The following is a 26712-nucleotide window of genomic DNA, read 5'->3' on the forward strand; positions in this document are numbered from 1 at the left end:
GGCCCGCTCATGGCCGCACCAGATTCCGCAGGTCCGCGAAGCGGCGATCGCCGATCCCGTTCACCTCTCGCAGCTCGTCCACGGAGCGGAAGCCTCCGTGCTGGGTGCGGTAGTCGATGATGTGCCGGGCGAGGACGGGACCGACTCCGGGGAGCCCGTCGAGTTGTTCGACGGTGGCCGTGTTGAGGGCGACCGGAGCGGAGGGTGCAGCCCCGGCGACGGATCCGCCCGCTCCGGCCGGACCCGCACCGCCCGTGCCGGGCCCCGACGCGAGGGCCGGTCCACCGACCACGATCTGTTCGCCGTCCACGAGGAGTCGCGCGCGGTTGAGCGCGTCGGTGTCCGTGCCCGGCCGCACTCCGCCCGCCGCACGAAGCGCGTCCTCGACCCGGGAACCGGCCGGCAGCCGTTGCAGGCCGGGGCTGCGCACCTTTCCGCCGACGTCCACGACGATCCCGCTCCCGGCGGCACCGGCGGGAGCCGGCGCCCCCGTCGAGGCATCGGGGCTCGTCCCCGATTTCCCCTGCTCCCCGCCCCGCCCCTCCTCGTCGCCGTAGGGAGCCGCTGCCCGCACCACCTCTGGAGCGCGAACCGACTGGGTCCGGCCGGTCCAGAAGTGCTGCACGGCGAGGACCGCCGCGGCCACGAGCACCACCGTGAGGGCGACGAGGCCCCTGCGCTCAAGACCGCACCTCGGCTGCAACCACAACGGCAGCCGCTCCCGCACGGCGAGGCCCGCCCGGTACCGCCAGGCTGCCCGCTCCGGCACGTCCGAAGCGGGTTCCTCCTGCCGTACGGCGCCCGCGCGCAGGTCGGCACGCCTCTTCCGAGCGGCGCTCCCCTGAAGATCGGCCTCCTCGTGCAGATCTGCCTCCTCGGGCAGATCCGCGCCCATGCGCGGGGCCGCACGAGCCGCGACCCTCGCCACGGTGAGCCCGGCGGCGGACTCGTCCGCATCCCTTGTCGCGTGGTCCGCCCTCGGCGGCCCGTGCCCCAACTCCCGCCGCTCCACGGGCCTTGTGGTGAAGAGCGCCTCCGCGCGCAGCCGGAGCGCCTCGACGGACGCCTCGCGGCGCAGGGCGCGGCTTCGCGGGTGCCGGCGTCGACGGCCGTCGCGGCCGTCGGAAGAGGGCCCGCGTCCGGGGCCGCTGGTCGGAGTGGCTGTGCGTGTGTGTGGTCGAAGTGCCATGCGACGAGAATCCGGCATGACACCGCTCTCGCGATGATCTTGCTCAATTCCAGTGGATTACCACTCAGTTGTGGATAACTCCGTCACTCGCACGAGCTGCGGACGGCGTCCACCGCCACGCATGGGGCCGGACGGCTGCGGACGGCGTCCACCACTAACGCGGGGCCGAACGGCTGCGGACGGCGTCCCCGCCACACGCGGGGCGGCACGGACCATGCGGCGCCCGGGCGCGCTGGGCGGCCCGCGCGGCCCGCCCGGATCGCGGCGCGGAGCGTCGTCGGTCACCCACCGCCCGCGGTCGCCCTCTCACCGAGGCGAGACGACCGCCCCGAGCAGTCCAGGGCCCGTGTGCGCCCCGATCACCGCGCCCACCTCGCTGACGTGAAGATCCGCAAGCCCCGGGACCCGCTCGCGCAGGCGGTCCGCGAGCGCCGACGCCTTCTCGGGGGCGGCCAGGTGATGAACGGCGATGTCGACCTGGGCGCTGCCCGCGCGCTCGGCCACGATCTCCTCCAGCCGGGCGATCGCCTTGGACGCCGTCCGCACCTTCTCCAGCGGTTCGATGCGGCCGTCGTCCAGGCGCAGCAGCGGCTTCACCGCGAGCGCGGAACCCAGCAGCGCCTGGGCCGCTCCGATCCGGCCGCCGCGGCGCAGGTAGTCGAGGGTGTCGACGTAGAAGTAGGCGGAGGTGCCCGCTGCCCGCTTCTCGGCGGCGGTGACCGCCTCGTCGACCGTGCCGCCCGCCTCGGCGGACTCTGCCGCGGCGAGGGCGCAGAAGCCGAGCGCCATCGCGATCATTCCGGTGTCCACCACGCGCACGGGCAGCGGAGCCTCCCGTGCCGCGAGGACCGCCGCGTCGTACGTGCCGGACAGCTCCGCGGACAGATGGAGGGAGACGATGCCGGTGGCGCCCGATTCGGCGACCTTGCGATAGGCCTTGGCGAAGACCTCGGGGCTGGGCCGGGACGTGGTGACGGAGCGGCGTTTCTGCAGCGCCTGGGCCAGGGCGCGGGCCGAGATCTCGGTGCCCTCTTCGAGTGCCTGGTCGCCGAGGACCACGGTCAGGGGCACCGCTGTGATGCCGTGGCGCTCCATCGTCCGCGGCGGCAGGTAGGCCGTTGAATCGGTGACGATCGCGACATGGCGGGACATGAGCTGGAGGTTACCTGTCGGCGTGGCCGGGCGGCAGCCCGGCCCCTACCAGCTCTTGTCGCAGCGACCGGATCAAGTCGTGCTCTCGGGGCGGGGCTTCTTCTGCCAGGGGTAGGCAGGGCCTCGGACCGGCGGGTCGATGGCGGTGCGGGTCGGCTCCTCGGCCCGGCGGGACTGCGGGCTCTCCGGCCAGGTCTGTCCGCCGGACGCGGCCTCGTCCGCCGCCGGTGCCTCGGGCCAGCCGGCAGCGGCCGGTCCCGGTTCCTCGGTCCAGTGCCGCAGCGCGCCGGCTTCCACGTCGATCTGCGCGCTCAGTGAGTCCAGGTCGTCGTCGGCGAAGCGGCGGGCCCGGTCGCGCGCGGCCCAGCGCAGCGAGTCCGCGGACCGGGTGACGCGCTCCGTGCGCTCGCGCAGGGCGGGCAGCCGGGCGGCGAGCGTGGCCCGGTCGGGCTCGCTCTCCAGGCGCTTGAGCTCGTCGTCCAGTTCGTGCCCGTGCGCGCTGAGCCGCTCGAAGAGGCCCAGGGACTCCTTGAGGGACTCGTCGTCCGCCACGCCCGCGTGCAGCGCGTCCTGCGTGGCCCGCATGGAGGTGCGCAGCTTGAGGCGGAGCTCGGCGAGCTCGCCCGTCGGGCCGGGCTGGGCGAAGGTCCTGGCGCGCAGCGTGGTGTCCTCGACCGTGCGGCGTGCCTGCGAGATCGTGCGGTCCACGCCGCGCTTGGCGGCGCCGATCACCTTCACCGTGGCGTACGCGCCGAGCACCACGAACAGCAGGAAGAGCAGCGCGATTACTGTGATCAAGGTTCCCACCACGCTCCTCCTCCGGTGCCGCGACAGGTGTCGTCGCGCTCTTCAACGGTAAACGCCACGGGCAGGTCCGGAGTTCCTGGAGAACCCCGAACCTGCCCGTAGGGGACTACCCCGAGCCCGCCCGGCGGCCGGGCGGGCAGAGCGGCTAGGCCGTCACGATGTTCACCAGCTTCGGCGCGCGCACGATCACCTTGCGGATGCCCGCGCCGCCCAGCGCCGCGACGACCTTCCCGTCGGCCAGGGCCGCCTTCTCCAGCTCCTCGTCGGAGATCGCCGGGGAGACCTCCAGGCGTGCCTTGACCTTGCCCTTGATCTGCACGACGCAGGTCACGGTCTCGTCGACGACGTAGGCCGGGTCGGCGACCGGGAAGTCGTGGTGGACGACCGAGTCGGTGCGGCCCAGCCGGCGCCACAGCTCCTCGGCGATGTGCGGGGCCAGCGGCGCGATCAGCAGCACCAGGGGCTCGGCGACCGAGCGCGCGACGGGTCCGCCCGCCTTGGTCAGGTGGTTGTTCAGCTCGGTGACCTTGGCGATGGCGGTGTTGAACCGCATGCCCTCCAGGTCCTGGCGGACGCCGTCGATCGCCTTGTGCAGGGCGCGCAGCGTCTCCTCGTCCGGTTCGGCGTCGACGACGGTGACCTCACCGGTCGCCTCGTCGACGACGTTGCGCCACAGCCGCTGCAGCAGGCGGAACTGACCCACCACCGCGCGCGTGTCCCACGGCCGGGAGACGTCCAGGGGGCCCATCGCCATCTCGTACAGACGCAGGGTGTCCGCGCCGTACTCGGCGCAGATCTCGTCCGGGGTGACGGCGTTCTTCAGGGACTTGCCCATCTTGCCCAGCAGCCGGGAGACCTTCTCGCCCTGGTGGTAGTAGGCGCCGTCGCGCTCCTCCACCTCGGCGGCCGGCACCGCGATGCCACGGCTGTCCCGGTACACGAAGGCCTGGATCATGCCCTGGTTGAACAGCTTGTGGAACGGCTCGGCCGAGGAGACGTAGCCCAGGTCGAACAGCACCTTGGACCAGAAGCGCGCGTACAGCAGGTGCAGCACGGCGTGCTCGGCGCCGCCGACGTACAGGTCGACGCCGCCGTGCGGCTGGCCCTCGCGCGGGCCCATCCAGTACTGCTCGATGGCCGGGTCGACCAGCTTCTGGTCGTTGTGCGGGTCCAGGTAGCGCAGCTCGTACCAGCAGGAACCGGCCCAGTTGGGCATGGTGTTGGTCTCGCGGCGGTACTTCTTGGGGCCGTCGCCCAGGTCCAGCGTGACGTTGACCCAGTCCTCGTTGCGGGACAGCGGCGTCTCGGGGGACGTGTTCGCGTCGTCCGGGTCGAAGGTGCGCGGCGAGTAGTCCTCGACCTCGGGCAGCTCCAGGGGCAGCATCGACTCGGGCAGCGAGTGGGCGATGCCGTCCTCGTCGTAGACGATCGGGAAGGGCTCGCCCCAGTAGCGCTGGCGGCTGAACAGCCAGTCGCGCAGCCGGAAGTTGACCGTGCCCTCGCCGATGCCCTTGCGCTCCAGCCACTCCGTCATGCGGGCCTTGGCGTCGACGACGCCCAGGCCGTCCAGGGAGATCTCCTCGCCGGCGGAGTTGACGATCTTCGCGTCGTACGAGGCGAAGGCGTCGTCCCAGGTGGACGCGTCCGTACCGCGGTCGTCCGAGGGCTCCACGACGCAGCGCATGGGCAGCTCGAAGGCGCGGGCGAACGCGAAGTCGCGGGTGTCGTGCGCGGGGACGGCCATGATCGCGCCGGTGCCGTAGCCCATCAGCACGTAGTCGGCGATGAAGACCGGGACCTGCTCGCCGTTGACCGGGTTGGTGGCGAACGTGCCGGTGAAGACGCCGGTCTTGTCCTTGGCCTCGGCCTGGCGCTCGACGTCGGACTTGGAGGCCGCCTGGGCGCGGTAGGCGGCGACGGCCTCGGCGGGGGTCGCGTGCCCGCCCGTCCACACCTCGTGGGTGCCCTCGGGCCAGGTGTCCGGGGTGAACTTCTCGACCAGCGGGTGTTCGGGGGCCAGCACCATGTAGGTGGCGCCGAACAGGGTGTCCTGGCGGGTGGTGAAGACCGTGATCGCTTCGCCGTCGATCGGGAAATCGACGCGGGCACCCTCGGAGCGGCCGATCCAGTTGCGCTGCTGCAGCTTGATGGCCTCGGGCCAGTCCAGCGCGTCCAGGTCGTCCAGCAGCCGGTCGGCGTACGCGGTGATGCGCATGTTCCACTGGCGCAGCTTGGCCTTGAAGACGGGGAAGTTGCCGCGCTCGGAGCGGCCCTCGGCGGTGACCTCCTCGTTGGCCAGCACGGTGCCCAGCCCGGGGCACCAGTTGACCGGCGCTTCGGAGGCGTACGCCAGGCGGTACTCGCTCAGGACGTCGGCACGCTCGGCGGCGGTCAGTTCGTTCCACGCGCGCGTGGTGCCGTCGGCGGCCTGGACGGCGCGGTCACCGCTCTCGAACTGGGCGACCAGCTCGCTGATGGGGCGGGCCTTGGAGGCCTCGTCGTCGTACCAGGAGTTGAAGATCTGCAGGAAGATCCACTGGGTCCACTTGTAGTAGTCCGGGTCGATCGTGGCGAACGACCGGCGCTTGTCGTGGCCCAGGCCCAGGCCGCGCAGCTGGGCCTTCATGTTCTCGATGTTGGCCTCGGTGGAGACCCGCGGGTGCGTGCCCGTCTGCACGGCGTACTGCTCGGCGGGCAGGCCGAAGGCGTCGAAGCCCAGGGTGTGCAGGACGTTGTGGCCGGTCATCCGCTGGAACCGGGCGAATACATCGGTGGCGATGTAGCCCAGGGGGTGGCCGACGTGCAGGCCCGCACCGGAGGGGTACGGGAACATGTCCATGATGAACTTCTTGGGCTTGGCGACCAGCTCGGGGTCCCCGGCCAGGTCACCGCTCGGGTTGGGCGCCTGGTAGGTGCCGTCGGCGTCCCAGAAGTCCTGCCAGCGTGCCTCGATCTCAGCGGCCAGCGCGGCCGTGTAGCGGTGCGGCGCCGCCACCTCGGCGGTGGCAGCGGTAGTCGTCTCGCTCATGATCCTCAAAGCTCCATCGATCGTCTCTGCCAGCGGAAATGAAAAAGCCCCTCGCACAGGAGGGGACGCCGCGCCGATTCCGACCACGATCTCTTCAGTGGTCAGGACTGATCAGCGCGGCTCGCTAAGCAGAAGGCGTACGGCACGCATGGCGTCAGGGTACCGCAGCGGCCGCGGGCGTCGCGACGAGGTTCCGGGCCGCTCGGCACGCCGTGCCACCGTCCCGATCACCGAAAAAAGCTGAACAATATTCAAATATTACTTCGCGTAACAGCCTCTAAGGGACAACACAAAGACCCGATTGCCCTTTGGTAACAACGCAATAACTCAAACCTCGTACTCCTCGGTATGGCTCCACTTAGAGTGCCGCTTCGGGACCGCTTCCCCGAACCGTTGGGAGTAACCCCCCATGAACCCTCGTCGCAACAACAGCTCGACACCCCGGCCGGGCCGCTCGGCCTACGGGGCGATGACGGCTGCCGCTCTGTTGCTCATACCCCTGGTCGTGCTGGTCGGAGGTGACGGCCTGCGCGACTTCCTCAACTTCGGCGCCGGCGTGCTCTCGCTGGTCGCCCTCACCTGCTCGGTCATCTGGGGACTCCTCGCCACCGACCGGCTCTTCCTGAACACGCGCCAGCGGCTGGTCGCCCAGGCCGTGCACCGGACGACCGCTGTCTCCTCGGTCGCCTTCCTGCTGCTGCACATCACGGTCAAGCTGGCGCTCGACCACACCACCCTGATCGCCGCGCTGATCCCCTTCGGGCTCGGCGTCACCGGCAGCAACGGGCTGATCGGCCTGGGCTCGCTGGCCGGTCTGCTGATGATCTTCACGGCCATCACCGGCGCGCTGCGCAGCGCCTTCGCGTCCCCCGCACCGGTCGCGGCACGCTGGCGGGCCGTCCACATGCTGGCCTACCCGGCCTGGTGCTCGGCCCTGGTGCACGGCCTCTACGCGGGTCGCGCGGCCAAGCCGTACGTCACCGTGTCCTACAGCCTGTGCCTGATCGCCGTCATGGGCGCCCTGGCGCTGCGCTCGGCGTCCGCCCCGTTCAAGCGCAAGGTCGCCGACCGCATCCTGACGGTCCTCGGGGAGAGCAACGGCCCCGGCGCCCGTTCCTTCCGCGAGGAGCAGGAGGCCCCCCGCGGCGCCGCGGCGCAGTCCCCGCTGCCCGGCTACGCGGGACGCTCCGCCAGGCAGTCCGCCCAGGACACGTTCGTACCGCCGCAGCGCACCCCGTCCGCGGCGGGCCTGTACGACGCCGCTCAGGACACCGCCGCCACCGGCATGTCCGGCTTCGCGGCCGCCTACCGCGCCGTGTCGGGCGGCACACCGGGCACGGACGGCGCCGGGCAGGGCCAGACCGAGCGCTACCAGATGCCCCTGGAGATGCAGCCCACGGAGACGTTCCCGCGCGTCGACGGCAGCAGCACGTCGGGCAGCTGGCCCATCCCCTCGCCGCCCCCCGTCGGCGAGGCGCCCCAGTCTGCCTACGACCCGCTGAACGACACGGGATACAACGTCCCCTTCTACGACAATTCGGCCGCCGGCGCCTACGGAACAAGTGACTTGTACGACACCGGTGAGACGAACCCCTCCTACGGCACGTACAACACCAACGACACGTACGACAGCGGTCCCACGACTGACGTACTGCCGGGCGCCTACGACGCTCCTGGCCCTGGTGAATCATGGAACGCCCCCAGCGGAGGCTTTAGGTGAACGAGGCCCTGCCCGACGTCCCGGAAGTCCGTGTAGTCGGACTTCCGCAGCTCACGTCGGGCTTCGACCTGGTCGAACGACTCGATCTGCCCATGCACCTCAAGGTGCACGGGCCGCTCGAACCGATGGGCGGCGAACAACTCGCGGGCCTCGCCGAGGCCATCTCTCTGAAGGGGCGCGGTGGCGCGGGTTTCCCCTTCGCCAAGAAACTGCGCTCGGTCGCCGAATCGGCCATCCAGAAGGGCATCCGCCCCGTGGTGGTCGTGAACGGAAGTGAGGACGAACCGGCCTGCCGCAAGGACACGGTGCTCATCAACCGTGCCCCGCACCTCATCCTGGACGGCGCCCTGCTGGCGGCGGAGGCCATGGGTGCGCGCACCCTGGTCATCGGGGTGACGCGTGCGTCCACGCAGGCCTCGATGGAAGCCGCGCTCGCCGAGCGCGGGTTGAGCAACCGGCGCGGATCGGCCCTCCGCGCGCGCGTGCAGCGCAACCCGGTGCGGATGGTGACCGGCGCCGCCGCCTCACTGATCCGCTCCATCGACGGCGGCCCGGCCATCCCGCCCGGCCGCAAGATCAGTGCGTCGCAGAGCGGCGTCGGCGGGGCGCCGACGCTGCTGTCCAATGCCGAGACCTTCGCCCAGCTGGCGATCGCCGCGCGCATCGGCCCCGACCGCTACCGCAACACCGGCCTGTACGACGAGCCCGGCACCGTCATGCTCACCGTCTCCGGGGCGGTCGCCCGCCCCATGGTGATCGAGGTGCCGACCGGCGTGCCGCTGCGCTACGTGCTCCAGCTCGCCGGCGCCCCGCCGATGCCGCAGGGCGTGCTGACCGGCGGCTACCACGGCAAGTGGCTGGACGCGGCGACGCTCAACGAGGCGATCGTCTCGCGCAACTCGCTGGACGCGGTGGGCGGCTCGCTCGGCGCGGGCGCGATCCTCCCGATCACCCAGCAGACGTGCCCCCTGGGCGAGTCGCTGCGCGTGGCGCAGTGGCTGGCCGAGGAGAGCGCGGGTCAGTGCGGCCCCTGCTACCTCGGCCTGCCCGCCGCGGCGCGCGGCCTGGAGGACATCCTCAACGGCGGTGGCCCGGCCGCCCTGGAGGCCGTCAAGCAGGTCGCCAAGGCCGTGAAGCGGCGCGGCGCCTGCTCCCATCCGGACGGCTCGGCGATGTTCATCGAGTCGACCATCAAGGCGTTCACCGACGACCTCGCCGCGCACGTGCTCGGAAACGGCTGCGGAAGGCCCGTGGAGGGCGTTCTGCCGCTCTTCGAAGGCGGCAGGCAGCCCACGGGCATCCCGGGCGGCCAGGCCCAGGAGGAGACCGGCCCGAGCCGGCAGAAGATCTTCGTGGACTGGACGCTGTGCCGCGGGCACGGGCTGTGCGCCGACATCCTCCCCGAGGTCTTCGAACTGGGCGCCGACGGCTTCCCCACCGTCGCCCAGGCCGCCGTGCCCCGCTACGCGGAGGCGAAGGCGCTGCGCGCCGTGCGGCGCTGCCCGGCGCTCGCCCTGCGTATCGAGGAGGACACCCGGTCCTCGGCCCCCGCCCGGAACAACCTGCCGGTGCTCTCCCAGGGACGCGGCCGCCGGGCGCTCGGCAGCGGCCGCTGAACACGAAGAAGCGGGCCACCCGATCGGGTGGCCCGCCATCAACGTCTGTGGAGCTAAGGAGAATTGAACTCCTGACCTCCTGCATGCCATGCAGGCGCTCTACCAACTGAGCTATAGCCCCTCGCGGTCTTGCGGCTGAGCCGCATGTGGACCGTGTCGCCCGGTTCCCCCGGCGGCGACGCCAACATTACACGGTCACCTGGGTGCATCACCAAATCGTTTCCCTTCTGTACGGATTCGGGGGCTAGTGTCGGCCTTCGTGACCGTGATCGCGCTCCCCCGTGTCAGACGCCGTACGCCCGTCGCCGTGGGGGTGTGCCTGCTGTCGTTCGCGGCCTTCTGGTGGGCGCAGCGGGCGGCGAACGTGTCGATGATCGATCTGATGGTCTACCGGGCGGAGGGGCAGACGGTCCGTGCCGGTGGCGACCTCTACGCGCTGCGCACGACCGAGGCCCATCTGCCCACCACCTACCCGCCGTTCGCGGCGCTGCTGTTCACACCGCTGACGCTGCTGGACACGACGAGCATGCGCGCGGTGGCCACCACCGGGAACCTGGCCCTCCTTGTGGTGTTCGTCGCACTCTCGCTGCGACTCGTGGGCCACGCGCGTGTGGAGGGCGCCTGGTGGGTGGCGGCGGCGGCCGTGTGGTGCGAGCCGGTGTGGACGACGCTGCGGTACGGCCAGATCAATCTGCTGCTGGCCGTACTGGTGCTGTGGGATCTGTCACGGCGACCGGGGTACCGCTGGGCCGGGGTGGGCATCGGGGTCGCCGCGGCGATCAAGCTGACGCCCGCGCTGTTCGCGGTGTTCCTGCTGGCCACCGGTGTCGTGGAACGCTACGGCAGGGGCTCGGCGGGGCCTTGGCTGCGGCATGCGCGCGGGGCCGCCGTCGCGTTCGCCGGGGCGACACTGCTGGCGGCGGCCCTGCTGCCGCACGACTCCTCGCGGTTCTGGACCCGCATGGTCTTCGAGGCCGGCCGGGTCGGGCTCGTCGAGGACACCGCCAACCAGTCGCTGCGCGGCCTCCTGGCCCGGTTGCTGCACACCACCGAGCCCGGGGCCCTGTGGGCCGTCGCAGCGGCCCTGACGGGCGTTCTGGGCCTAGCCGTGGCCGTCGCCGCCGAGCTGCGCGGGCTGCGGGCCTGGGCGACGGTCGCCTGCGCGGTGACGGCCCTGCTGATCAGTCCCGTGTCGTGGTCGCACCACTGGGTGTGGTGCGTGCCGATGGTGCTGCTCCTCGCCACGAAGAGCCGCACGGCGGCCGTCTGCGCGGCTCTGGCCTTTTGCACCTACTCCCTGTGGTGGGTGCCACACGGCCCGGGCAGGCGGGAACTGCACCAGAACGGCGTCGAGTTGACGCTGTCGTCCCTCTACGTGGGAGCCGGTTGCGCCTTCCTGGCCCTGGTCGGGGTCAGGCTGTGGCGAACGAGTAGAACCGCTTGAGGGTGCAGTGCTCGTCGAGGAGCCGTCCGTAGATCGGCTCGCCCTCCAGCTCGCGGTACGTCTCGATCGGGTCGCCTTTTATGATCAGCGCCCGCGCGCACTCCTCGCACCAGTACTGGTAGTCGTGGTTGACCGGCTCCATGTCGCGGACGATCGGCGTACCACTGCCGCACCAATCGCACTTCCGCCTGTGTGCACCCATCGATCAGCTCCAGCTGTGGCCGCAGGCCGTGCACACGTAGGAGATCCCGCCGTTGTCGCCGAGGACCTGGGCGACGTGGACCGATCCGCAGGAAGGGCAGTCGAGGAGAGTGGCATTTTTCCGTCTCGGTGCCACTTCGAGGAGATCGTCGACCTCCTCGCGGATGCTCGCAGGCATCGCTACTCCCTCCCGTCGGGCCGCGCCCCCTTCCGGCCGTTTGATTCTGCCACGGCCGGAGCAATACGGTCAGCGACGCCTGCGTACCAGTCCGGACACGGCACCCACCAAGGCCGTCGCGGCCAGCGCGTACATGCATGTGAGGAGCGCGTCCGCAGAGGTATACGCCCCAGGAGCCCCAAGTGACTCAAGCCGGTTCAAGAACAGGGTGCCGAAGGCCGCGACACCCATCAGCTGACCGAGCTGGGTGACGGTCGCGAGCAGTCCGCTGGCGTCCGCCGCGTCCTCGGGCCGTACCGTCGCCAGCGCCTTGGTGAGCGTGGGGCTGAACCCGAGCGCGAGCCCGGCCCCGACGCCCGCGAACGCCACGTACAGCCACGCGCCGCCGTCGCCCCCGCCGTCGAGGACCGCTCCGACGCCGGCCACGGAGCCCGCGGCGAGCACGAAGCCGGCCGGTATCAGGGCGCGCTGCCAGGACGCGGGCCAGTTGCGCCAGGTCAGACCGACCATGCCGAAGATCACCGCGGTCGGCGCGAAGGTGAGGCCGGCCCGCAGGGCGCTGTAGCCGAGCCCGCCCTGGATGTGCAGGGTGAGCGAGAACAGGAAGCCCGCGTTGACGGCCATCACGGCCAGCAGCCGGAAGACCGCGAGACCGATGCCGGGATGACGCAGCACCCGCGGCGCGATCAGCGGCGCTCCGCCGCGCCGGGCCAGCCGGGACTCGTACCGGCAGAACAGGGCGAAGAACACCGCCGCCGACCCGAGCGAGAACCACGACCACAGCGGCCAGTCCTCCTCCTGTCCGAGCACGAGCGGCACGGTGAACAGGGAGACGGCGGCGGCGAGCAGCACGAGCCCGGGCACATCGAGGCCGCGCGAGCGTTCCAGGGCCCGGGTGTCGTCCCGCGGCAGGACCCGTCGGCCGACGAAGAGGAGGACGAGACCGACGGGCACGTTGACGAGGAACACCGGACGCCAGCCCGTGCCGAACAGGTCGGCGCTGACGAGCACGCCGCCCAGCACCTGTCCGGCGGCGGCGCCGGTGGCCAGGACGGCCGCGTACGCGCCGAGGGCGCGCGCCCGTGCCTCGCCGGTGAAGTTGCGCTGGATCAGACTGAGGACCTGCGGGATCATCACGGCCGAACCGGCACCCTGCACCAGCCGGAAGGCGACCAACTCCCCCGTTCCCTGGGCCAGTCCGCAGGCCAGCGAGGCGGCGGTGAAGACGGCGAGTCCGGCCAGGTAGACACGGCGGTGGCCGAGCCGGTCACCCAGCCGTGCTCCGGTGATCAGCAGCACGGCGTAGGAGATGGAGTATCCGGCGACCACCAGCTGCAGCCCCGCGCCGGACGCGTGGAGTTCGGCACCGATGGTGGGTACCGCGACGTTCACGATGAACACGTCGAGCAGGGCCATGAACTGGGCCGCGAGCACGACCGCGAGCAGTCGTCCCGGCCGATTGTCAGTGCCAGGGTTTTTACTGTCAGCAGGACTTGGACCGCGTACGGGCCCTGTGCCCGCGGGGGTTGTCGTCGTCATGCCGTCGAGCGTGGCGGCGGCCGGATACCGGTAACGAGAGCCCCTCGATGCTGGTAGTGACAGCACCTGGCAGCGGTCGGGTCCGGCACGGACCATGGTGACGGGGGATGTGGAGCCGATGAGCACGACACAACGCCGCAGGCCGGAGCTGGCCGCCTTTCTGCGCAGCAGGCGGGCGCGGGTGACACCCGCGGACGTCGGGATGCCGCCGGGTTTCCGGCGGCGGACGCCGGGGCTGCGCCGCGAGGAGGTGGCCCAGCTCTCCGGCGTCGGTGTCACCTGGTACACCTGGCTCGAACAGGGGCGGCCGATCAACGCCTCCCCGCAGGTCCTGGACGCGGTCGCCCGGACACTGCGCCTCGACCAGCCCGAGCGCGAGCACCTGTACCACCTGGCCGAGGTGCCTTACGAGCAGGATCCCCCGGCCGCCGCACGAGCCGTCGGTCCGGAGATCCAGGGCGTCATCGACGCCGTCGACCCGCACCCGGCCGTGGTCTACAACGCGCGCTTCGACATCCTCGCCACCAACCGCGCCTACCGCGACGTGTTCTTCACGCCCCAGACCGCCAACTCGGGCATGGGCAACGCGCTGTGGACGCTGTTCACCGTGCCCGAGCCGGCCTGTCCCCTGGTGTTCCGGGAGTCCGAGCTCCCGGTGATGGTGGCGACGCTGCGTTCGTCCTACGGGCTGCACGCCGGCGAGCCGGCGTGGGAGGACTTCATATGCCGCCTGTCGGAGGCGAGTCCGCACTTCGCCCGGCTGTGGCGCAACGGCGACGTGGTGCCGCCCGGCCCGCGGGTGAAGACGTTCCGGCACGCGGCGGTCGGTGAGATGCGGATGACCTCGATCTCCCTGTCCATCCACGGCCTGCCGGAGTGCCGGATCGTGGTCTACCAGCCGGTGGACGAGGAGACGGGCCTGCGCGTGGCGCGACTGCGGGCGCTGATGACGCGGGAGACCACGGGGACGACAACGAAAAATCCCGCCCCCTGACGGGAACGGGATCCTTCATCACCGATCTTTGACAACTCCAAAGAGAGTCATTGTGTGGAGCTAAGGAGAATTGAACTCCTGACCTCCTGCATGCCATGCAGGCGCTCTACCAACTGAGCTATAGCCCCTTGCGTTCTTCCCGCTCAGCGGGCCGAACAAGAAGAACCTTAGCCTGCGACCAGCCAGAAAGTGAAATCCGGTCCCGCCGGGTCCCGGGACCGGACAGCGGGCCGCTCAGTCGTCGTCCCCGAGCACGGGCTCCGGCAGGGTGCCGGCGTTGTGCTCCAGGAGCCGCCAGCCGCGGGCGCCCTCCCCGAGGACGGACCAGCAGCAGTTGGAGAGGCCGCCGAGGCTCTCCCAGTGACGGGACTCCAGGCCGAGGAGACGGCCGATGGTGGTGCGGATGGTGCCGCCGTGGCTGACCACCACGAGGGTGCCGTCCTCGGGGAGCTTGTCGGCGTACCGCAGCACCACGGGGGCGGCGCGGTCGGCGACCTCGGTCTCCAGTTCGCCCCCGCCGCGGCGCACCGCCTCACCGCGCTTCCAGGCGGCGTACTCGTCGCCGTAGCGGCCGATGATCTCCTCGTGCGTCAGCCCCTGCCAGACGCCCGCGTACGTCTCGCGCAGGCCCTCGTCGTGGGTGACGTCGAGGTCGGTGAGCTCGGACAGCTCCGCGGCCGTCGCCGCGGCGCGCTTGAGGTCCGAGGCGACGATGGCGTCGGGCTTCAGCGAGGCGAGCAGCCGGGCGGCGCGACGGGCCTGGCCGACGCCGGTGTCGGTCAGCTCGATGTCCGTCGAGCCCTGGAAGCGGCGCTCCAGGTTCCAGGAGGTCTGGCCGTGCCGCCACAGGATGATGCGGCGGCCCCGGCCGGGCTTGTTCCCGGCCTCGGCGGTCACCGGAGCTCTCCCAGTTCGGCGGCGTCCTCCTCGGCCTGGAGCTTGGCGTGCTCGGCGGCCTTGCCCCGGGTCGCCTTGGCGTCGGCGGGCAGGTCCAGCTCCGGGCAGTCCTTCCAGAGCCGCTCCAGGGCGTAGAAGACACGCTCCTCGCTGTGCTGCACGTGCACCACGATGTCCACGTAGTCGAGCAGTACCCAGCGGGCCTCGCGGTCGCCCTCGCGGCGCACCGGCTTGGCGCCGAGCTCCTTGCTGAGCCGCTCCTCGATCTCGTCGACGATCGACTTGACCTGGCGGTCGTTGGGAGCGGACGCCAGCAGGAAGGCGTCGGTGATCGACAGTACGTCGCTCACGTCGTAGGCGATGATGTCGTGCGCGAGCTTGTCGGCGGCCGCCTGTGCGGCGGTGTTGATGAGCTCGATGGAGCGGTCCGTGGCGGTCACTACGCGGCTTTCCGTAGGCGGTCAGTAATGACTCAAGGGTCTCACGGACCGCCGAGGAGGCCCCACGCGTTTACCGGGCCCCGGTCCGGGGCGCCCGGCGGGCGGCCCCCGGACCTCCCGGGGCGGGGCGTCGGCCGCCCCGGGAAAGACGCCGGTCAGCCCGTGGGGCTGCTCAGCTTGTAGTCCTGGCCGAGGACCACGGACACGTCCGCGTTGGACGTCACCGTGCCCTTCTTCACGGAGCTGGCGGGGAGACCCAGTGTCTTGGCGACCTCGGTGGCGTCGGCCTTCTTGGCGGCGTCGGAGTAGGTGATCCGCGACACGGTCTGCGCGGTACCCGTTCCCGAGTCGAGGAAGGTGTAGCCGCCGTTGACCAGGACGACGCGGGCCTGCTGGGTGGCGCCCTTGGTGCCCGTGGCGTTCTTGATCCCGACCCGGACGGCCGCGTCGGCGTCGGGGCTCTTGGCGGTGCCGCCGAGCACGTCCTTGATCACGCTGTTGCTGGCGCTCTCGCTGAGCGTGCCGTCCTGCTGCACGGGCAGCAGCGCGGTCTTGTAGTCGCCGCCCTTGGCGAGGTCGGCGAGCTTCGCGAGGAAGGCGCCGAGGTCCGCGTCGGTCAGCGGCGGGTCGAGGATCTGGGCGAGCGTCTGCACGGTGGTGGTCGCGGCCTGCTTGTCCGAGGACAGCTTGCGCAGCACGCCCTGCATGACCGCTCCGAACCGCTCCAGCTGCGCGTTCTGGGACTCGCCGGAGGCCCGGTAGGTGGCGTAGGCGACGGCCATCCTGCCGCTGAGGGTCTGGTCCTCGCCCTTCTTGACGAGGGGCGCCTGACCCTTCTTCTTCGCGTCGGGGTCGGGCACGTCGGTGTTGGTGGTGATGTCGATGTTGCCGACGAGTTCGACGAGGTTGTTCAGGTAGGGGGTGTCGAGGCGCCAGGTGCCCTGGATGTCGGTCCCGAGCACCGTGTCGATCGCGTCCCGGGTACCGGAGGTTCCGTCGTCGTCGACGGACTTGGCCAGCGTGGTCGTCGAGCCGTTGTCGTCCGTCATGGCGAGCGAATTGGGCAGCAGGACGGTGGTGCCCTGCTTGGTGGTGGTGTTGTCGACGAGCAGGGCCGTGGAGGTGCCGCCGCCCTTCGTGTTGTGCAGGTGGACGACGATCACGTCGCGGTTCTGGGCGCCCACGGCGGTCGTCGCGCCCGGCTTGCCGTCCGAGGAGGTGCCGGGCAGCTTGCCCGCGTACCAGAGGTAGCCGACGCCGCCGACCGCGACGAGGGCGAGCACCACGACCAGGGCGACGACGCGGCTGCGGGCGCGGCGCCTCGCCTCCTCGCGGCGCTCGGTGCGGTTCTCGGTGAACGCCAGCCAGTCGATGACGTCCTCGGAGTCGTCCTCCTGCTCCTCGACGAACGCGAACTGCTCGGTGCGGTAGTCGCGGCCCGCCCGGGGCTCGTCGCCCTCCGCGGGACCCGCCTGCTGCGGGATGTAGGCGGTCTGCTCGGCCACGCGGGGCTGCTGCCCGGTGCCGGCGCCGCCCGGGCCCGCGGCCTGCCCGTAGGGGTCGTACGGGCCCGGGGCGCCCGCGGCCGGGGCACCGGTGCCGTAGGGGTCGTACGAGGGCGCGGGGGGCCGTCGGGCGGGGTCGTAGGGCGGTACGGCCTGCTGCTGCCCGGTGTCGTACGACGCCGACTGCTGTCCGTCCGTGTCGTAGGGCCGGCCGGGCTGCGGGCGCCCCGAGGCGTACGGGTCGTAGCCGTAGCCCTGCGGCTGGGAGCCGTAGGGGTCGTAGCCCTGCTGCGGGGGCTGCTGCGACACCTGTCGGTACACAGGCTGCCCGAACTCGTCGTAGCCGACGAGCTCGTACTGGTCGCCGCCCGCGTATCCGTCGTATCGGTCGTTCACCGGTGCCCCTCTCGGCTCACTCGCCGCGGTACAACTCGCGCTTGTCGATGTAGCGCACCACACCGTCCGGCACCAGGTACCAGACAGGGTCGCCCTTGGCGACTCTCGCACGGCAGTCTGTGGACGAGATGGCGAGCGCGGGAACCTCGACGAGCGAGACACCGCCCTCGGGCAGCCCCGGGTCGGTCAGGGTGTGACCGGGCCGGGTGACCCCGATGAAGTGCGCGAGGGAGAACAGTTCTTCCGTGTACCGCCAGGTGAGGATCTGGCCCAGGGCGTCGGCGCCGGTGATGAAGAAGAGGTCCGTGTCGGGGTTGAGCGCGCGCAGGTCGCGCAGGGTGTCCGTGGTGTAGGTCGGGCCCCCGCGGTCGATGTCGATGCGGCTCACCGAGAACTGGGGGTTCTCGGCGGTCGCGATGACCGTCATCAGGTAGCGGTCCTCGGCCGGAGTGACCTTGCGGTCGGTCTTCTGCCACGGCTGACCCGTCGGCACGAAGACGACCTCGTCGAGGTGGAACTGCGCGGCGACCTCGCTGGCCGCCACGAGGTGCCCGTGGTGGATCGGGTCGAACGTTCCGCCCATGACGCCGAGGCGGCGCTTGCCCGGATTCGAGGGACCGTTTCCGGGGCCGGTCGTCACACGGCCGACGATGCCGGCCGTGCCGCCCTTGGCGGAACCGCCGGTGCCGCTCTCCGTGTCACTCGCCGGACCGGTAGGCATGTCCTGCTCTCCCATGCGTGCAGACCCTACCGGCCCGGCCGACGGGCTCCGGCCGACAGGGGCCCTGAGCGGGCCCTGTGGGGCTCAGCGGTCCCGGTTGAAGCGCGTGGTGATCCACAGCAGCAGAAGGAGGATGAAGAGGGCGCCACCGCCGGTCAGGTACGGGCTGAGGCTCTCGTGGTTGCCGCCGTTCTCACCCTCGGCGGCGACGGTGACCAACTGTGCAGCGGTGCTGTGGAAGCTCATCTCGGCAGGACCTATCCGGTGTGGGCGGGATAAAGACGTCGGCTCATCGTATGCGGGGGCCTCGGCCACGATCACGCCGACTCCGCCGTTGGGGACGCCGGTTGCCTCGCGGCGCCGGAATCGGGCGTCGTGGGCGCTCAGTCGTCCCGCTTGTACCCGCGCAGCAGGAACCATGCGGTCAGGGCCACGCCGACGACCATGACGATCAGCACGACGCGGAGCAGATTGCCCGGCCCCTGCTTGTCCGCCGCGTTCGCGGCCTCGGTGAGCCAGGCGGCTGTGGGGATGTGCTCCATGGCGTACGACTCCTTCTCTGTACTGCCCGTCAACGGTATCTCCGCCTAGGCTGGGCTCTGCCTTGGGGGCACATAGGGCACACAGACGCACATGGGGGAAGACATGTCCGACGACGGCCACGAGCAGAACGGGCACGAGAACGTGCCGAGCAGGCAGCGCAGGCGCTTCGAGGGGATCTCCTCGCGGGCGTACGAACACCCGGCGGACCGCTCGGCCCTGGTGGCCCTGCGCAAGCTCAGCGGCTTCGACACGGTCTTCAAGGCGCTCAGCGGCCTGCTGCCCGAGCGCAGCCTGCGGCTGCTGTTCCTGTCCGACTCGGTGCGCGTCTCCGACGCCCAGTTCGCGCACCTCAACGCCATGCTGCGGGACGCCTGCTACATCCTGGACCTGGAGAAGGTCCCCCCGATGTACGTCACCCAGGACCCGCAGCCGAACGCGATGTGCATCGGCCTGGACGAGCCGATCATCGTGGTGACGACGGGGCTCGTCGAGCTGCTGGACGAGGAGGAGATGCGCGCCGTCGTCGGGCACGAGGTCGGCCACGCGCTGTCCGGTCACTCCGTGTACCGCACGATCCTGCTGTTCCTCACCAGCCTCGCCCTCCGGGTCGCCTGGATCCCGCTGGGCAACCTCGCGATCATGGCGATCGTCACGGCGCTGCGCGAGTGGTTCCGCAAGTCCGAGCTGTCCGCGGACCGCGCCGGTCTGTTGGTCGGCCAGGACCTGCGCGCCTCGATGCGCGGCCTGATGAAGATCGCGGGCGGCAACCATCTGCACGAGATGAACGTGGACGCGTTCCTCGCGCAGGCCGAGGAGTACGAGGCCGGGGGCGACCTGCGGGACTCCGTCCTGAAGATCCTCAACGTCATGCCCCGCACCCACCCCTTCACCACGGTGCGTGCGGCGGAGCTGAAAAAGTGGGCGGAGTCCCGCGACTACCAGCGGATCATGGACGGTCACTACCCGCGGCGCAGCGAGGACAAGGACACCTCGGTGTCGGACTCCTTCCGCCAGTCGGCGGCGAGCTACGCCAGCGACGTGAAGAACTCCAAGGACCCGCTGATGAAGCTGGTCAGCGACATCGCGGGCGGTGCGGGAGACCTCGGGGGCCGGGTGCGGCGCGGCTTCGGCGGCTTCACGGGCAGCACGACCAAGGACGCTCCGCCGCGCGATTCCGGCGGCGGGTCCGGCGACGACCACCCGGGCGACGGGCGTCCCGACGGCGACAGCTGACCGAGGCGGAGGCTCCCACCCACCGGGCACGGGCCGGAGAGCGTTCCGCCTCCACCGGGCACGGGCCGGCGAGCGCTCCGCCTCCACCGGGAGCGGGCCGGCGAGCGTCCCGGCTCCGCCGGAGGGCCGGAGCGCGACGCGGCTCCGCACGCAGTCACTCCTCGCCACGGGCCCGGCGAGCGGTCACACCTTCGGCTGGGCGCTCTTCGCCAGTGAGCCGCACAGGGCCGTGGCGCTCCCGGTGGCGTACGGGTCGGTGCCGGCCGGGCCGCCCGCCTTGGCCGTCTGTCCCGCGAGCAGCGGATGCAGCCGGCTGACCGAGTCCTCGGAGCAGGCGAGCGGGCCGGCCTGGACGTAGGAGACGGCCAGCTCGGCCTGGTGCATGCGCAGGTCGTCGCGGTCGAAGCGGAAGTGCAGCTCGCGCCGGACGGTGAACAGCGAGGCCTTCGCCTTCGCGTCCGAACCTGTCGGCTTCAGCGCGTACACGAAGGTGTGGTCGGCGATGACCTCCAGGGTGTTCGCGTCGAATTCGGCGGCCTGGAGGGTGCCCTGTACGCGGATCTTGCTGTCGGCGAGCTGGGCGCCGGCGGGGTCGAAGCGGACCAGCCAGCCGGTAGGGGCGTGCCGCCCGTCGGCCATCGGCCGTTCGAAACTCTGGTCGAACTGATCGAGCTGCTGAGGATCGAGCAGGATGCGCACGGGCCGGGTGGCGCCGCCGGTGAGCACGTCGGGGTCGAGCGCGGACTCGACGAGATAGTCCTTCGCGGTGGTCAGGGCGGTGACGACCTGGCTGTCGGAGAAGTGCGCGGTGCGCCGGGAAGCGGGCAGCGTGATGCCCTCGGCGCCGATGCGGAACTGTGCGGCGGGGCTGTGCCCGTACAGCTCGTCGGTGCTGGTGGAGCCGGGGACGGCGGTCTGCGGGGACAGGGGGATGACCGTCATCCGCAGCGGTTCGGGGGGCTGGGCGGTGGGGGCCTGGTACGGGTGGCGTACGCCCATGTAGATCGCCGTGCCGAAGGCTATGGCGATCAGCAGGACGAGGATGAGCGCCTGCCGGGACAGGCCGCGCTGCAGGGTCGGGCGGCGGCGGACGGCCGGTGTGTGATCGGCCATGCGCTCCTGGGCGGAGAACTCCTGGAGGCGGGCAGCGCGGACGAACGACTCGTCGAAGACGACGGATCGGTACTCGTCCTCTCCACCTGCGGGAGCGCCCTCGGGTGTCCCCTCAGGTGGGTCTCCAGGCCCGCCCATACATTCAGAGTAGGTCTCCCGGAGCTCAGGTAAACGCCGTGGTACACGACAAGTTCTGACAGGTTCTCACCAGGACCGTCAGGCCGTTCGAGGGACCGTCACCGGGCCGTCCGAGGGGCCGTCACCGGGCCGTCCGAGGGGCCGTATGCCGTGTCCTCTCCGGGCCCGAATGTCTTGTCCTCCCCGGGCCCGAAGGCCTTGTCCTCCCGGCCCGCGGGCCGGTGCCCCGTCGGGCGCGGTGTCAGGGCCTCCTGGGGTCCGCCGAGACCGCCGGCTGGGAGTAGTCGGCCGAGGCGGAGGGGCCGGTACCGGTCACGCTCTCCTGGCCCTGCTCCAGCCCCGTGGAGGCGGGCGGCGGGACCTGTTCCTGGCGGCTGGAGGATGCTCCCCGGTAGACCGCCGTGAAGGCCAGGGCGACCATGCCGATGCCCATCACGAGCGCGAGGATCCAGGCGACGGGACGGTGCCAGCGGGTCTGCTTCCCGTAGGGCCTGCCGTAGGTCCCCGGCGCGCCGTAGTGGCCGTCCAGGACCTCCGTGTCGTCCAGATCGTCCAGGTCGGGATCATGGCCGAAATCGCCGCGGCCGAAGCCGTCCTCGTACCGCTCGTCGTCGCCCCGGGCGCCCCGGGAGTGTGTGCGGCGCGCCTCCGCCTCGGAGGCCTCGGCGCGGGCCTCGGCGGCTGCGAGGAGTCTTTCCACGGCGGTCGGCTCGTGGATCACCGCCGCCCGTACGAAGTCCTCGTCGAAGACCACGGTGGCGAACTCTTCGTCCGCACCCCCGCGGTCGCGGTCGTCGTCGGGCTCCCAGCCGTCAGGGAACGGCGTGCCCCCCACGTCCTCCGGCACGGATCCAGAGTAGACCTGGGGGGTCAATTTGGGCAGACGGTATGGAAATTCATCCACCTGACGAGACGGTTCCGCCGGGGCGGGTGTCAGCGCCGGATGTGCCCGTCCCCGGTGACGATGTACTTGGTGCTCGTGAGCTCCGGAAGCCCCATGGGCCCCCGGGCGTGCAGCTTCTGGGTGGAGATGCCGATCTCGGCGCCGAAGCCGAACTGGCCGCCGTCGGTGAAGCGCGTCGAGGCGTTCACGGCGACAGTGGTCGAATCGACCAATTGGGTGAATCGGCGGGCGGCCGGCTGCGAGGTGGTGACGATGGCCTCGGTGTGGCCGGAGGTCCACAGCCGGATGTGCTCCACGGCCCTGTCGAGCGAGTCGACGACGGCGGCCGCGATGTCGTAGGAGAGGTACTCCGCCTCCCAGTCCTCGGGGGTGGCCTCGACGACGGTGGCCTTGGAGTCCTTGGCGTAGGCGAGGACCCGCTCGTCGCCGTGCACGGTGACCCCGGCGGCCGCGAGGGCGTCCAGGGCGCGCGGCAGGAACTGGGGGGCGATGTCCTGGTGCACGAGGAGTGTCTCGGCGGCGTTGCAGACACTGGGCCGCTGCGCCTTGGAGTTGATCAGGATGTCGATCGCCATGTCGAGGTCGGCATGGGCGTCGACGTAGACGTGGCAGTTGCCGGTGCCGGTCTCGATGACCGGGACGGTGGACTCCTGGACGACCGTGCGGATCAGGGAGGCGCCGCCGCGCGGGATGAGGACGTCCACGAGGCCTCGGGCGCGCATCAGCTCGCGTACGGACTCACGATTCTCGCCGGGCACCAGCTGGACGGCGTCGGCGGGCAGGCCCGCGCCGCCCACGGCGTCGCGCAGAACCCGCACCAGGGCGGTGTTCGACTCGTACGCGGAGGAGGAGCCGCGCAGCAGGACCGCGTTGCCGGACTTCAGGCAGAGGGCGGCGGCGTCGACCGTCACGTTCGGGCGGGCCTCGTAGATGATCCCGACGACGCCGAGCGGGACGCGGACCTGGCGCAGGTCGATGCCGTTCGGCAGGGTCGAGCCGCGGACGACCTCGCCGACCGGGTCGGGCAGTGACACCACGTCGCGGACGTCCGAGGCGATCGCGCGGACCCGCTCGGGCGTGAGGGTGAGGCGGTCGATGACGGTCTCGCTCGTCCCCGCCTCGCGGGCGCGGGTGATGTCCTTCGCGTTGGCCTCGACGATCTCGCTCGTACGGACCTCCAGCGCGTCCGCGATCGCGAGCAGGGCGTCGTCCTTGTCGGCCCGCGGGAGGGGCGCCAGGTCGGCGGCTGCGGCCTTCGCGCGGTAGGCGGCCTGGGTGACCGGAGACATGGAGTCGTACGGCGAGAGCGTGGTCATGGAGGAAGGGTAGTGCGCCGGGGGGACGGATCCACTCGTCATCCCACACCGCGAGACGGGCTCAAAAGGGGTGAACTCCGACAGGTGTGGCGGGCAGCGGCCCGTACCCCTCCGCGATCCGCTGGTGGTACGTCTCGCGGTCGATGACCTCCAGGCCGACGATCTCCCAGGGCGGGAGCTGGGCGGTCTGCCGGTGCTCGCCCCACAGGCGCAGCGCGACGGCCGCGGCGTCGTGCAGGTCGCGGGCCTCCTCCCAGTAGCGGATCTCCGCGTGGTCGTTGGCGTAGCGGCTGGTCAGCAGGAAGGGGTGGTCGTGGGCGAGCTGTTCGAGGCCGCGCCGGACCTCCTTGAGCGGGGCCTCCTCGCCCGAGACGCTCAGCGTGACGTGCCACAGTCGTGGCAGGTCGGCGGGCGCCTCGCCCTCGTAGGCATCACCGGCGGCCACGCTCGTCAGGGCGCGTTCCTCGCCCGCGGCTCGGGACGGGTGTCCTCCCGCCCGGGTGGAGCCGAGGGCGGGAGAGGAACCACCGCGGGACGCCGCCGCCCCAGGGCGCACTCGTCTCACGACGGCCTCCTTCACGCGATGTTCGTACTGAATCCCGGACTCTCCCTGCCACAAAGTTGAGCAGGTGGGGAGCCCTCGCGTGGCACTTTTACGGAGTTTCACCTCGCCGCGGCCGGCGTCCGCGAAACGTTCACAACATTTTTGGACCGGAGGTTCGGGCTCGTGGCCCCACTGCGGCGCGCCGGCCGGCGGGGCTACGGGTTCAGGAGGACGAGGTCGTCCCGGTGGATGACCTCCCGCTCGTACTCCGGGCCCAGCTCGCGCGCCAGCTCCCGGGTCGAACGGCCGATGAGCTGTGGGATCTCCTTGGCGTCGAAGTTCACCAGGCCCCGTGCGACCGCCCGGCCCGTGCCGTCGCGCAGTTCGACCGGGTCGCCCGCGGTGAACTCGCCCTCGACGGCCGCGATGCCCGCCGGCAGCAGGGACGTGCGCCGTTCGACCACGGCGCGCACGGCCCCGTCGTCCAGCACGAGCGCGCCCTGCGGGGTGGAGGCGTGCTGGAGCCACAGCAGCCGGTCGGCGGACCGCTTGCCGGTGGGGTGGAAGTACGTGCCGGTGTCCCCGCCCGCGAGGGCGTCGGCGGCGTGGACGGCGCTGGTCAGCACCACCGGGATGCCGGCCGCGGCGGCGATCCGGGCGGCCTCGACCTTGGTGACCATGCCGCCGGTGCCGACGCCGGCCTTGCCCGCACTGCCGATCTCGACGTGCGCGAGGTCGTCGGGGCCGTGCACCTGCGCTATCCGCGAGGTGCCCGGCTTGCTCGGGTCGCCGTCGTACACGCCGTCGACGTCGGAGAGGAGGACCAACAGATCGGCCCGGACGAGATGGGCGACGAGGGCGGCGAGACGGTCGTTGTCGCCGAAGCGGATCTCGTCCGTGGCCACGGTGTCGTTCTCGTTGACGACCGGGAGGGCGCCCATCGCGAGGAGCTTGTCGAGGGTGCGGGAGGCGTTGCGGTGGTGGGCGCGGCGGCTGGTGTCGTCGGAGGTGAGGAGCACCTGCCCGACGCGGATGCCGTAGCGGGCGAAGGAGGCGGTGTAGCGGGCGACGAGGAGTCCCTGGCCGACGCTGGCGGCGGCCTGCTGCCGGGCGAGGTCCTTGGGGCGGCGGCGCAGCCCCAGCGGCGCGAGTCCGGCGGCGATGGCGCCGGACGAGACGAGGACGATCTCCCTCTCGCCCCCGCTGCGGCCCTTGGCGAGGACGTCGACCAGGGCGTCGACACGGTCCGCGTCGAGCCCGCCGGAGGCCGTGGTCAGCGACGAGGAGCCCACTTTGACGACGACCCGGTGGGCCTGTGCCACAGCACTTCGGTGGGCGGGCGCCACCGCACTCCCGTGGTCGTGCGCCCCAGCACTTCCGTCGGCGTGCGTCTCGCTCTGCCTTGCGCCTGCCACGTGCCGTATGTCCCCTCGCGTAGGTCCGTTGCCCCGCCCGGCAATCTACGCGAAGGGGAAGGCGCGGCGCCCGCCGGTCCAGCTGCCGGACGGCGCCCCGTAGTCGCACGCTCACAGGTCGCGCATGCAGAAAAGGTTGTACTGGTTCCGCATAGTAAATAAAGGCAACGCAAAGTTAAGTTGAATGTCGTGGCCAACGATCACCCTGTGAAGCGCATACTCCTGAGATCCGGGAAGAGCCCGTACGACGTGATCCCCCTGGAGGAGGCCCTCCACCAGGATGTGATCGCCACCAACTCGGGCAATCTGATCTTCAGCGACGCCGCGCACAAGATCCTCGAAACACCGCGGACCGAGGTCGTGTCCAACGGCATCCGCACCGACGTGAGCGCCGCGGGCCGGATCAACGAGGAGTTCGACGCGTTCGTCATCCCCCTGGCCAACGCGTTCCGGCCCTCGTTCGAGCCGCAGCTCAGGCGACTGACGCGGCTCATAAGGAAGTTGAAGATCCCGGTGGTCGTGCCGGGCATCGGTGCGCAGACCGGCCTCGGCTACAACCCGGCCCGGCTCAAGCCCATGGAACCGTCCGTCCGCGACTTCGTCTCCGCGGTCCTGGACCACAGCGCCTCGATCGGGGTGCGCGGCGAGTTCACCGAGCGCTATCTGAAGGACATGGGGTTCAAGGACGTCGAGGTCATCGGCTGTCCTTCGCTGTTCATGTACGGCAAGGACCTCGACGTGCGCAAGCGTGCGGAGTCGCTCGGTCCGGAGGCCCGGATCGCGGTGAACGGCTCGCACAGCGCGGTGAAGTCGCAGGGGCTCGGGCGTGTCATCGACCGCGCCCACGCGCGCTACCCGCAACTGCGCTTCATCGGCCAGAACCTCAGCGACGCCCGGCAGTTGCACTGGCGCGACCTGTCGGACCCGAACGCGGGCGTGACCGCCATGCCCACGCACCCCGACCACCCGATGTACCGCGAGGACAAGGTCCGCGTGTACATCGACCCGGTCACCTGGATCGACGACCTGCGGGATTTCGACTTCTCCTTCGGCTCCCGCATCCACGGCAACATCGCGGCGCTGCTCGCGGGTACGCCCGCGACGGTGCTGTGCGGCGACTCGCGCACCCTGGAGCTGTGCCGCTACTTCGGCATCCCGCACCGGCAGATCACCAAGCTGCCGCAGGACCTCGACCCGGCCGAGCTGTACGCGGAGGCCGACTTCACCGCCCTGACGGGCGGCCACCAGGAGCGCTTCGAGCGCTTCATCGGGTTCCTGGACCGCAATGGCCTGGAGAACACCTTCACGCACGGCGACGCGGGCGCGGCCTACGAGGAGCGCATCCGCTCCCTGCGCTTCCCGCCCGGGATCCGCCCCTGGAACGAGACGGACATCGCCTCGCTCAGCGCGCGTTTCGGCTGGCTCCAGACACGTATCACCGAACTGTCCACGGACAACGCCCAGTTGCGGCGGGACCTGGCACGGACCGGCAAGGTGTCGAGGGCTCTGGCGGGGCCGGGCGGTACGGGAGAGCGCTCGGTCTACCGGCGGGCCCGGCGAGCGGTGGGGCGGCCCCTGCGCAAGGCACTTCAGTCCGGCCGGCAGTAGTCCGGCGTCCGGCCGGCAGCAGTCCGGCCGGCGGGCCCGCGCATGGTGGGGCGGTGGGGACGGGGCCTCCG

General features: G+C 71.2%; 24 protein-coding genes and 2 tRNA genes. 6 read left to right on the forward strand and 20 right to left on the reverse strand.

Features of this window, described 5'->3' with window-relative positions:
• Window positions 1-7: 7 nt before the first annotated feature.
• From ACSYGO_RS17685 to leuS, 4 genes are all read right to left on the reverse strand, one after another.
• On the reverse strand, window positions 8-1189 hold the full coding sequence (locus ACSYGO_RS17685; RefSeq protein WP_460387029.1) for a helix-hairpin-helix domain-containing protein: 1182 nt from the start codon (window positions 1187-1189) through the stop codon (window positions 8-10).
• Between the two features lie 306 nt (window positions 1190-1495).
• A complete protein-coding gene (locus ACSYGO_RS17690; RefSeq protein ID WP_426682294.1) occupies window positions 1496-2341 on the reverse strand; it encodes a DegV family protein in 846 nt (281 codons plus the stop codon).
• A 72-nt stretch (window positions 2342-2413) separates the two neighbouring features.
• Complete coding sequence (locus ACSYGO_RS17695; RefSeq protein ID WP_460387030.1) at window positions 2414-3139, reverse strand: hypothetical protein; 726 nt, start codon at window positions 3137-3139, stop codon at window positions 2414-2416.
• A gap of 154 nt (window positions 3140-3293) precedes the next feature.
• Window positions 3294-6176, reverse strand: a complete 2883-nt coding sequence (gene leuS / locus ACSYGO_RS17700) for a leucine--tRNA ligase (RefSeq protein WP_460387031.1) — start codon at window positions 6174-6176, stop codon at window positions 3294-3296.
• A gap of 409 nt (window positions 6177-6585) precedes the next feature.
• Here leuS and ACSYGO_RS17705 point away from each other — a divergent pair, with 409 nt between their 5' ends.
• Both ACSYGO_RS17705 and ACSYGO_RS17710 read left to right on the forward strand, forming a co-directional pair.
• Complete coding sequence (locus ACSYGO_RS17705) at window positions 6586-7896, forward strand: cytochrome b/b6 domain-containing protein (protein WP_460387032.1); 1311 nt, start codon at window positions 6586-6588, stop codon at window positions 7894-7896.
• Complete coding sequence (locus ACSYGO_RS17710; RefSeq protein ID WP_426682298.1) at window positions 7893-9512, forward strand: NADH-ubiquinone oxidoreductase-F iron-sulfur binding region domain-containing protein; 1620 nt, start codon at window positions 7893-7895, stop codon at window positions 9510-9512. The genes ACSYGO_RS17705 and ACSYGO_RS17710 overlap by 4 nt, the downstream gene beginning before the upstream one ends.
• A 48-nt stretch (window positions 9513-9560) precedes the next feature.
• Here the strand turns inward: ACSYGO_RS17710 and ACSYGO_RS17715 are convergent.
• Window positions 9561-9633 (reverse strand) — tRNA-Ala (locus tag ACSYGO_RS17715).
• 138 nt (window positions 9634-9771) lie between these two features.
• Between ACSYGO_RS17715 and ACSYGO_RS17720 the strand changes: the two genes are divergently transcribed.
• On the forward strand, window positions 9772-10956 hold the full coding sequence (locus ACSYGO_RS17720) for a glycosyltransferase 87 family protein (RefSeq protein WP_426682299.1): 1185 nt from the start codon (window positions 9772-9774) through the stop codon (window positions 10954-10956).
• On the opposite strand, the gene ACSYGO_RS17725 is transcribed toward ACSYGO_RS17720, so the two are convergent.
• The 3 genes from ACSYGO_RS17725 to ACSYGO_RS17735 form a co-directional block, all read right to left on the reverse strand.
• A complete protein-coding gene (locus tag ACSYGO_RS17725) occupies window positions 10925-11158 on the reverse strand; it encodes a hypothetical protein (RefSeq protein ID WP_010986886.1) in 234 nt (77 codons plus the stop codon). The genes ACSYGO_RS17720 and ACSYGO_RS17725 overlap by 32 nt on opposite strands.
• A gap of 3 nt (window positions 11159-11161) precedes the next feature.
• Entirely contained in the window at window positions 11162-11335 is a 174-nt protein-coding gene (locus tag ACSYGO_RS17730; RefSeq protein ID WP_426682300.1) for a hypothetical protein, read from the reverse strand.
• A gap of 69 nt (window positions 11336-11404) precedes the next feature.
• Window positions 11405-12769: an MFS transporter gene (locus tag ACSYGO_RS17735; protein WP_435220482.1), complete on the reverse strand. Its 1365-nt coding sequence runs from the start codon at window positions 12767-12769 to the stop codon at window positions 11405-11407.
• A gap of 223 nt (window positions 12770-12992) precedes the next feature.
• Here ACSYGO_RS17735 and ACSYGO_RS17740 point away from each other — a divergent pair, with 223 nt between their 5' ends.
• Entirely contained in the window at window positions 12993-13868 is an 876-nt protein-coding gene (locus ACSYGO_RS17740; protein ID WP_426682302.1) for a helix-turn-helix transcriptional regulator, read from the forward strand.
• Between the two features lie 55 nt (window positions 13869-13923).
• On the opposite strand, the gene ACSYGO_RS17745 is transcribed toward ACSYGO_RS17740, so the two are convergent.
• From ACSYGO_RS17745 to ACSYGO_RS17775, 7 genes are all read right to left on the reverse strand, one after another.
• A tRNA-Ala gene (locus tag ACSYGO_RS17745) sits at window positions 13924-13996 on the reverse strand.
• Window positions 13997-14102: 106 nt separating this feature from the next.
• Entirely contained in the window at window positions 14103-14765 is a 663-nt protein-coding gene (locus tag ACSYGO_RS17750; RefSeq protein ID WP_426682303.1) for a histidine phosphatase family protein, read from the reverse strand.
• Window positions 14762-15205 carry a ribosome silencing factor gene (gene rsfS, locus ACSYGO_RS17755; RefSeq protein WP_028802570.1) on the reverse strand — a complete coding sequence of 148 codons (444 nt, stop codon included), beginning with the start codon at window positions 15203-15205 and terminating at the stop codon, window positions 14762-14764. The genes ACSYGO_RS17750 and rsfS overlap by 4 nt, the downstream gene beginning before the upstream one ends.
• Window positions 15206-15360: 155 nt before the next feature.
• Window positions 15361-17106 (reverse strand): LCP family protein, encoded by a 1746-nt coding sequence (locus tag ACSYGO_RS17760; protein WP_460387033.1) that lies wholly within the window; start codon window positions 17104-17106, stop codon window positions 15361-15363.
• A 16-nt stretch (window positions 17107-17122) separates the two neighbouring features.
• Entirely contained in the window at window positions 17123-17842 is a 720-nt protein-coding gene (nadD, locus tag ACSYGO_RS17765) for a nicotinate-nucleotide adenylyltransferase (RefSeq protein ID WP_095934249.1), read from the reverse strand.
• Window positions 17843-17911: 69 nt separating this feature from the next.
• Window positions 17912-18073, reverse strand: coding sequence for a hypothetical protein (locus ACSYGO_RS17770; RefSeq protein WP_095934250.1), 162 nt, complete (start codon window positions 18071-18073; stop codon window positions 17912-17914).
• A 137-nt stretch (window positions 18074-18210) separates the two neighbouring features.
• Complete coding sequence (locus ACSYGO_RS17775) at window positions 18211-18402, reverse strand: hypothetical protein (RefSeq protein ID WP_426682337.1); 192 nt, start codon at window positions 18400-18402, stop codon at window positions 18211-18213.
• Window positions 18403-18472: 70 nt separating this feature from the next.
• Between ACSYGO_RS17775 and ACSYGO_RS17780 the strand changes: the two genes are divergently transcribed.
• Window positions 18473-19603 (forward strand): M48 family metallopeptidase, encoded by a 1131-nt coding sequence (locus tag ACSYGO_RS17780; protein ID WP_426682335.1) that lies wholly within the window; start codon window positions 18473-18475, stop codon window positions 19601-19603.
• Between the two features lie 183 nt (window positions 19604-19786).
• Here the strand turns inward: ACSYGO_RS17780 and ACSYGO_RS17785 are convergent, their stop codons facing one another.
• From ACSYGO_RS17785 to proB, 5 genes are all read right to left on the reverse strand, one after another.
• Window positions 19787-20854 (reverse strand): SCO2583 family membrane protein, encoded by a 1068-nt coding sequence (locus tag ACSYGO_RS17785; RefSeq protein ID WP_460387034.1) that lies wholly within the window; start codon window positions 20852-20854, stop codon window positions 19787-19789.
• 241 nt (window positions 20855-21095) lie between these two features.
• Window positions 21096-21701 (reverse strand): SCO2584 family spore wall biosynthesis protein, encoded by a 606-nt coding sequence (locus tag ACSYGO_RS17790; protein ID WP_460387035.1) that lies wholly within the window; start codon window positions 21699-21701, stop codon window positions 21096-21098.
• An 86-nt stretch (window positions 21702-21787) separates the two neighbouring features.
• Window positions 21788-23074, reverse strand: a complete 1287-nt coding sequence (locus ACSYGO_RS17795; RefSeq protein ID WP_432173385.1) for a glutamate-5-semialdehyde dehydrogenase — start codon at window positions 23072-23074, stop codon at window positions 21788-21790.
• 61 nt (window positions 23075-23135) lie between these two features.
• The gene (locus ACSYGO_RS17800) at window positions 23136-23630 is read right to left on the reverse strand and encodes a hypothetical protein (protein WP_426682336.1); all 495 of its coding nucleotides are present in this window, start codon (window positions 23628-23630) and stop codon (window positions 23136-23138) included.
• Between the two features lie 203 nt (window positions 23631-23833).
• A complete protein-coding gene (gene proB, locus ACSYGO_RS17805; RefSeq protein WP_426682307.1) occupies window positions 23834-24940 on the reverse strand; it encodes a glutamate 5-kinase in 1107 nt (368 codons plus the stop codon).
• Between the two features lie 300 nt (window positions 24941-25240).
• Between proB and ACSYGO_RS17810 the strand changes: the two genes are divergently transcribed.
• Window positions 25241-26641: a polysaccharide pyruvyl transferase family protein gene (locus ACSYGO_RS17810; protein ID WP_426682308.1), complete on the forward strand. Its 1401-nt coding sequence runs from the start codon at window positions 25241-25243 to the stop codon at window positions 26639-26641.
• Window positions 26642-26712: the final 71 nt, after the last annotated feature.

Source organism: Streptomyces krungchingensis (assembly GCF_054729265.1).

Excerpts from the sequence above, each read along its gene's own strand:
- ACSYGO_RS17685 (WP_460387029.1), bottom strand. The coding sequence starts at position 1,189 with ATGGCACTTCGACCACACACACGCACAGCCACTCCGACCAGCGGCCCC.
- ACSYGO_RS17690 (WP_426682294.1), bottom strand. The coding sequence starts at position 2,341 with ATGTCCCGCCATGTCGCGATCGTCACCGATTCAACGGCCTACCTGCCG.
- leuS (WP_460387031.1), bottom strand. The coding sequence starts at position 6,176 with ATGAGCGAGACGACTACCGCTGCCACCGCCGAGGTGGCGGCGCCGCAC.
- ACSYGO_RS17705 (WP_460387032.1), top strand. The coding sequence starts at position 6,586 with ATGAACCCTCGTCGCAACAACAGCTCGACACCCCGGCCGGGCCGCTCG.
- ACSYGO_RS17725 (WP_010986886.1), bottom strand. The coding sequence starts at position 11,158 with ATGGGTGCACACAGGCGGAAGTGCGATTGGTGCGGCAGTGGTACGCCG.
- ACSYGO_RS17730 (WP_426682300.1), bottom strand. The coding sequence starts at position 11,335 with ATGCCTGCGAGCATCCGCGAGGAGGTCGACGATCTCCTCGAAGTGGCA.
- ACSYGO_RS17740 (WP_426682302.1), top strand. The coding sequence starts at position 12,993 with ATGAGCACGACACAACGCCGCAGGCCGGAGCTGGCCGCCTTTCTGCGC.
- nadD (WP_095934249.1), bottom strand. The coding sequence starts at position 17,842 with ATGGGAGAGCAGGACATGCCTACCGGTCCGGCGAGTGACACGGAGAGC.
- ACSYGO_RS17770 (WP_095934250.1), bottom strand. The coding sequence starts at position 18,073 with ATGAGCTTCCACAGCACCGCTGCACAGTTGGTCACCGTCGCCGCCGAG.
- ACSYGO_RS17780 (WP_426682335.1), top strand. The coding sequence starts at position 18,473 with ATGTCCGACGACGGCCACGAGCAGAACGGGCACGAGAACGTGCCGAGC.
- ACSYGO_RS17785 (WP_460387034.1), bottom strand. The coding sequence starts at position 20,854 with ATGGGCGGGCCTGGAGACCCACCTGAGGGGACACCCGAGGGCGCTCCC.
- ACSYGO_RS17795 (WP_432173385.1), bottom strand. The coding sequence starts at position 23,074 with ATGACCACGCTCTCGCCGTACGACTCCATGTCTCCGGTCACCCAGGCC.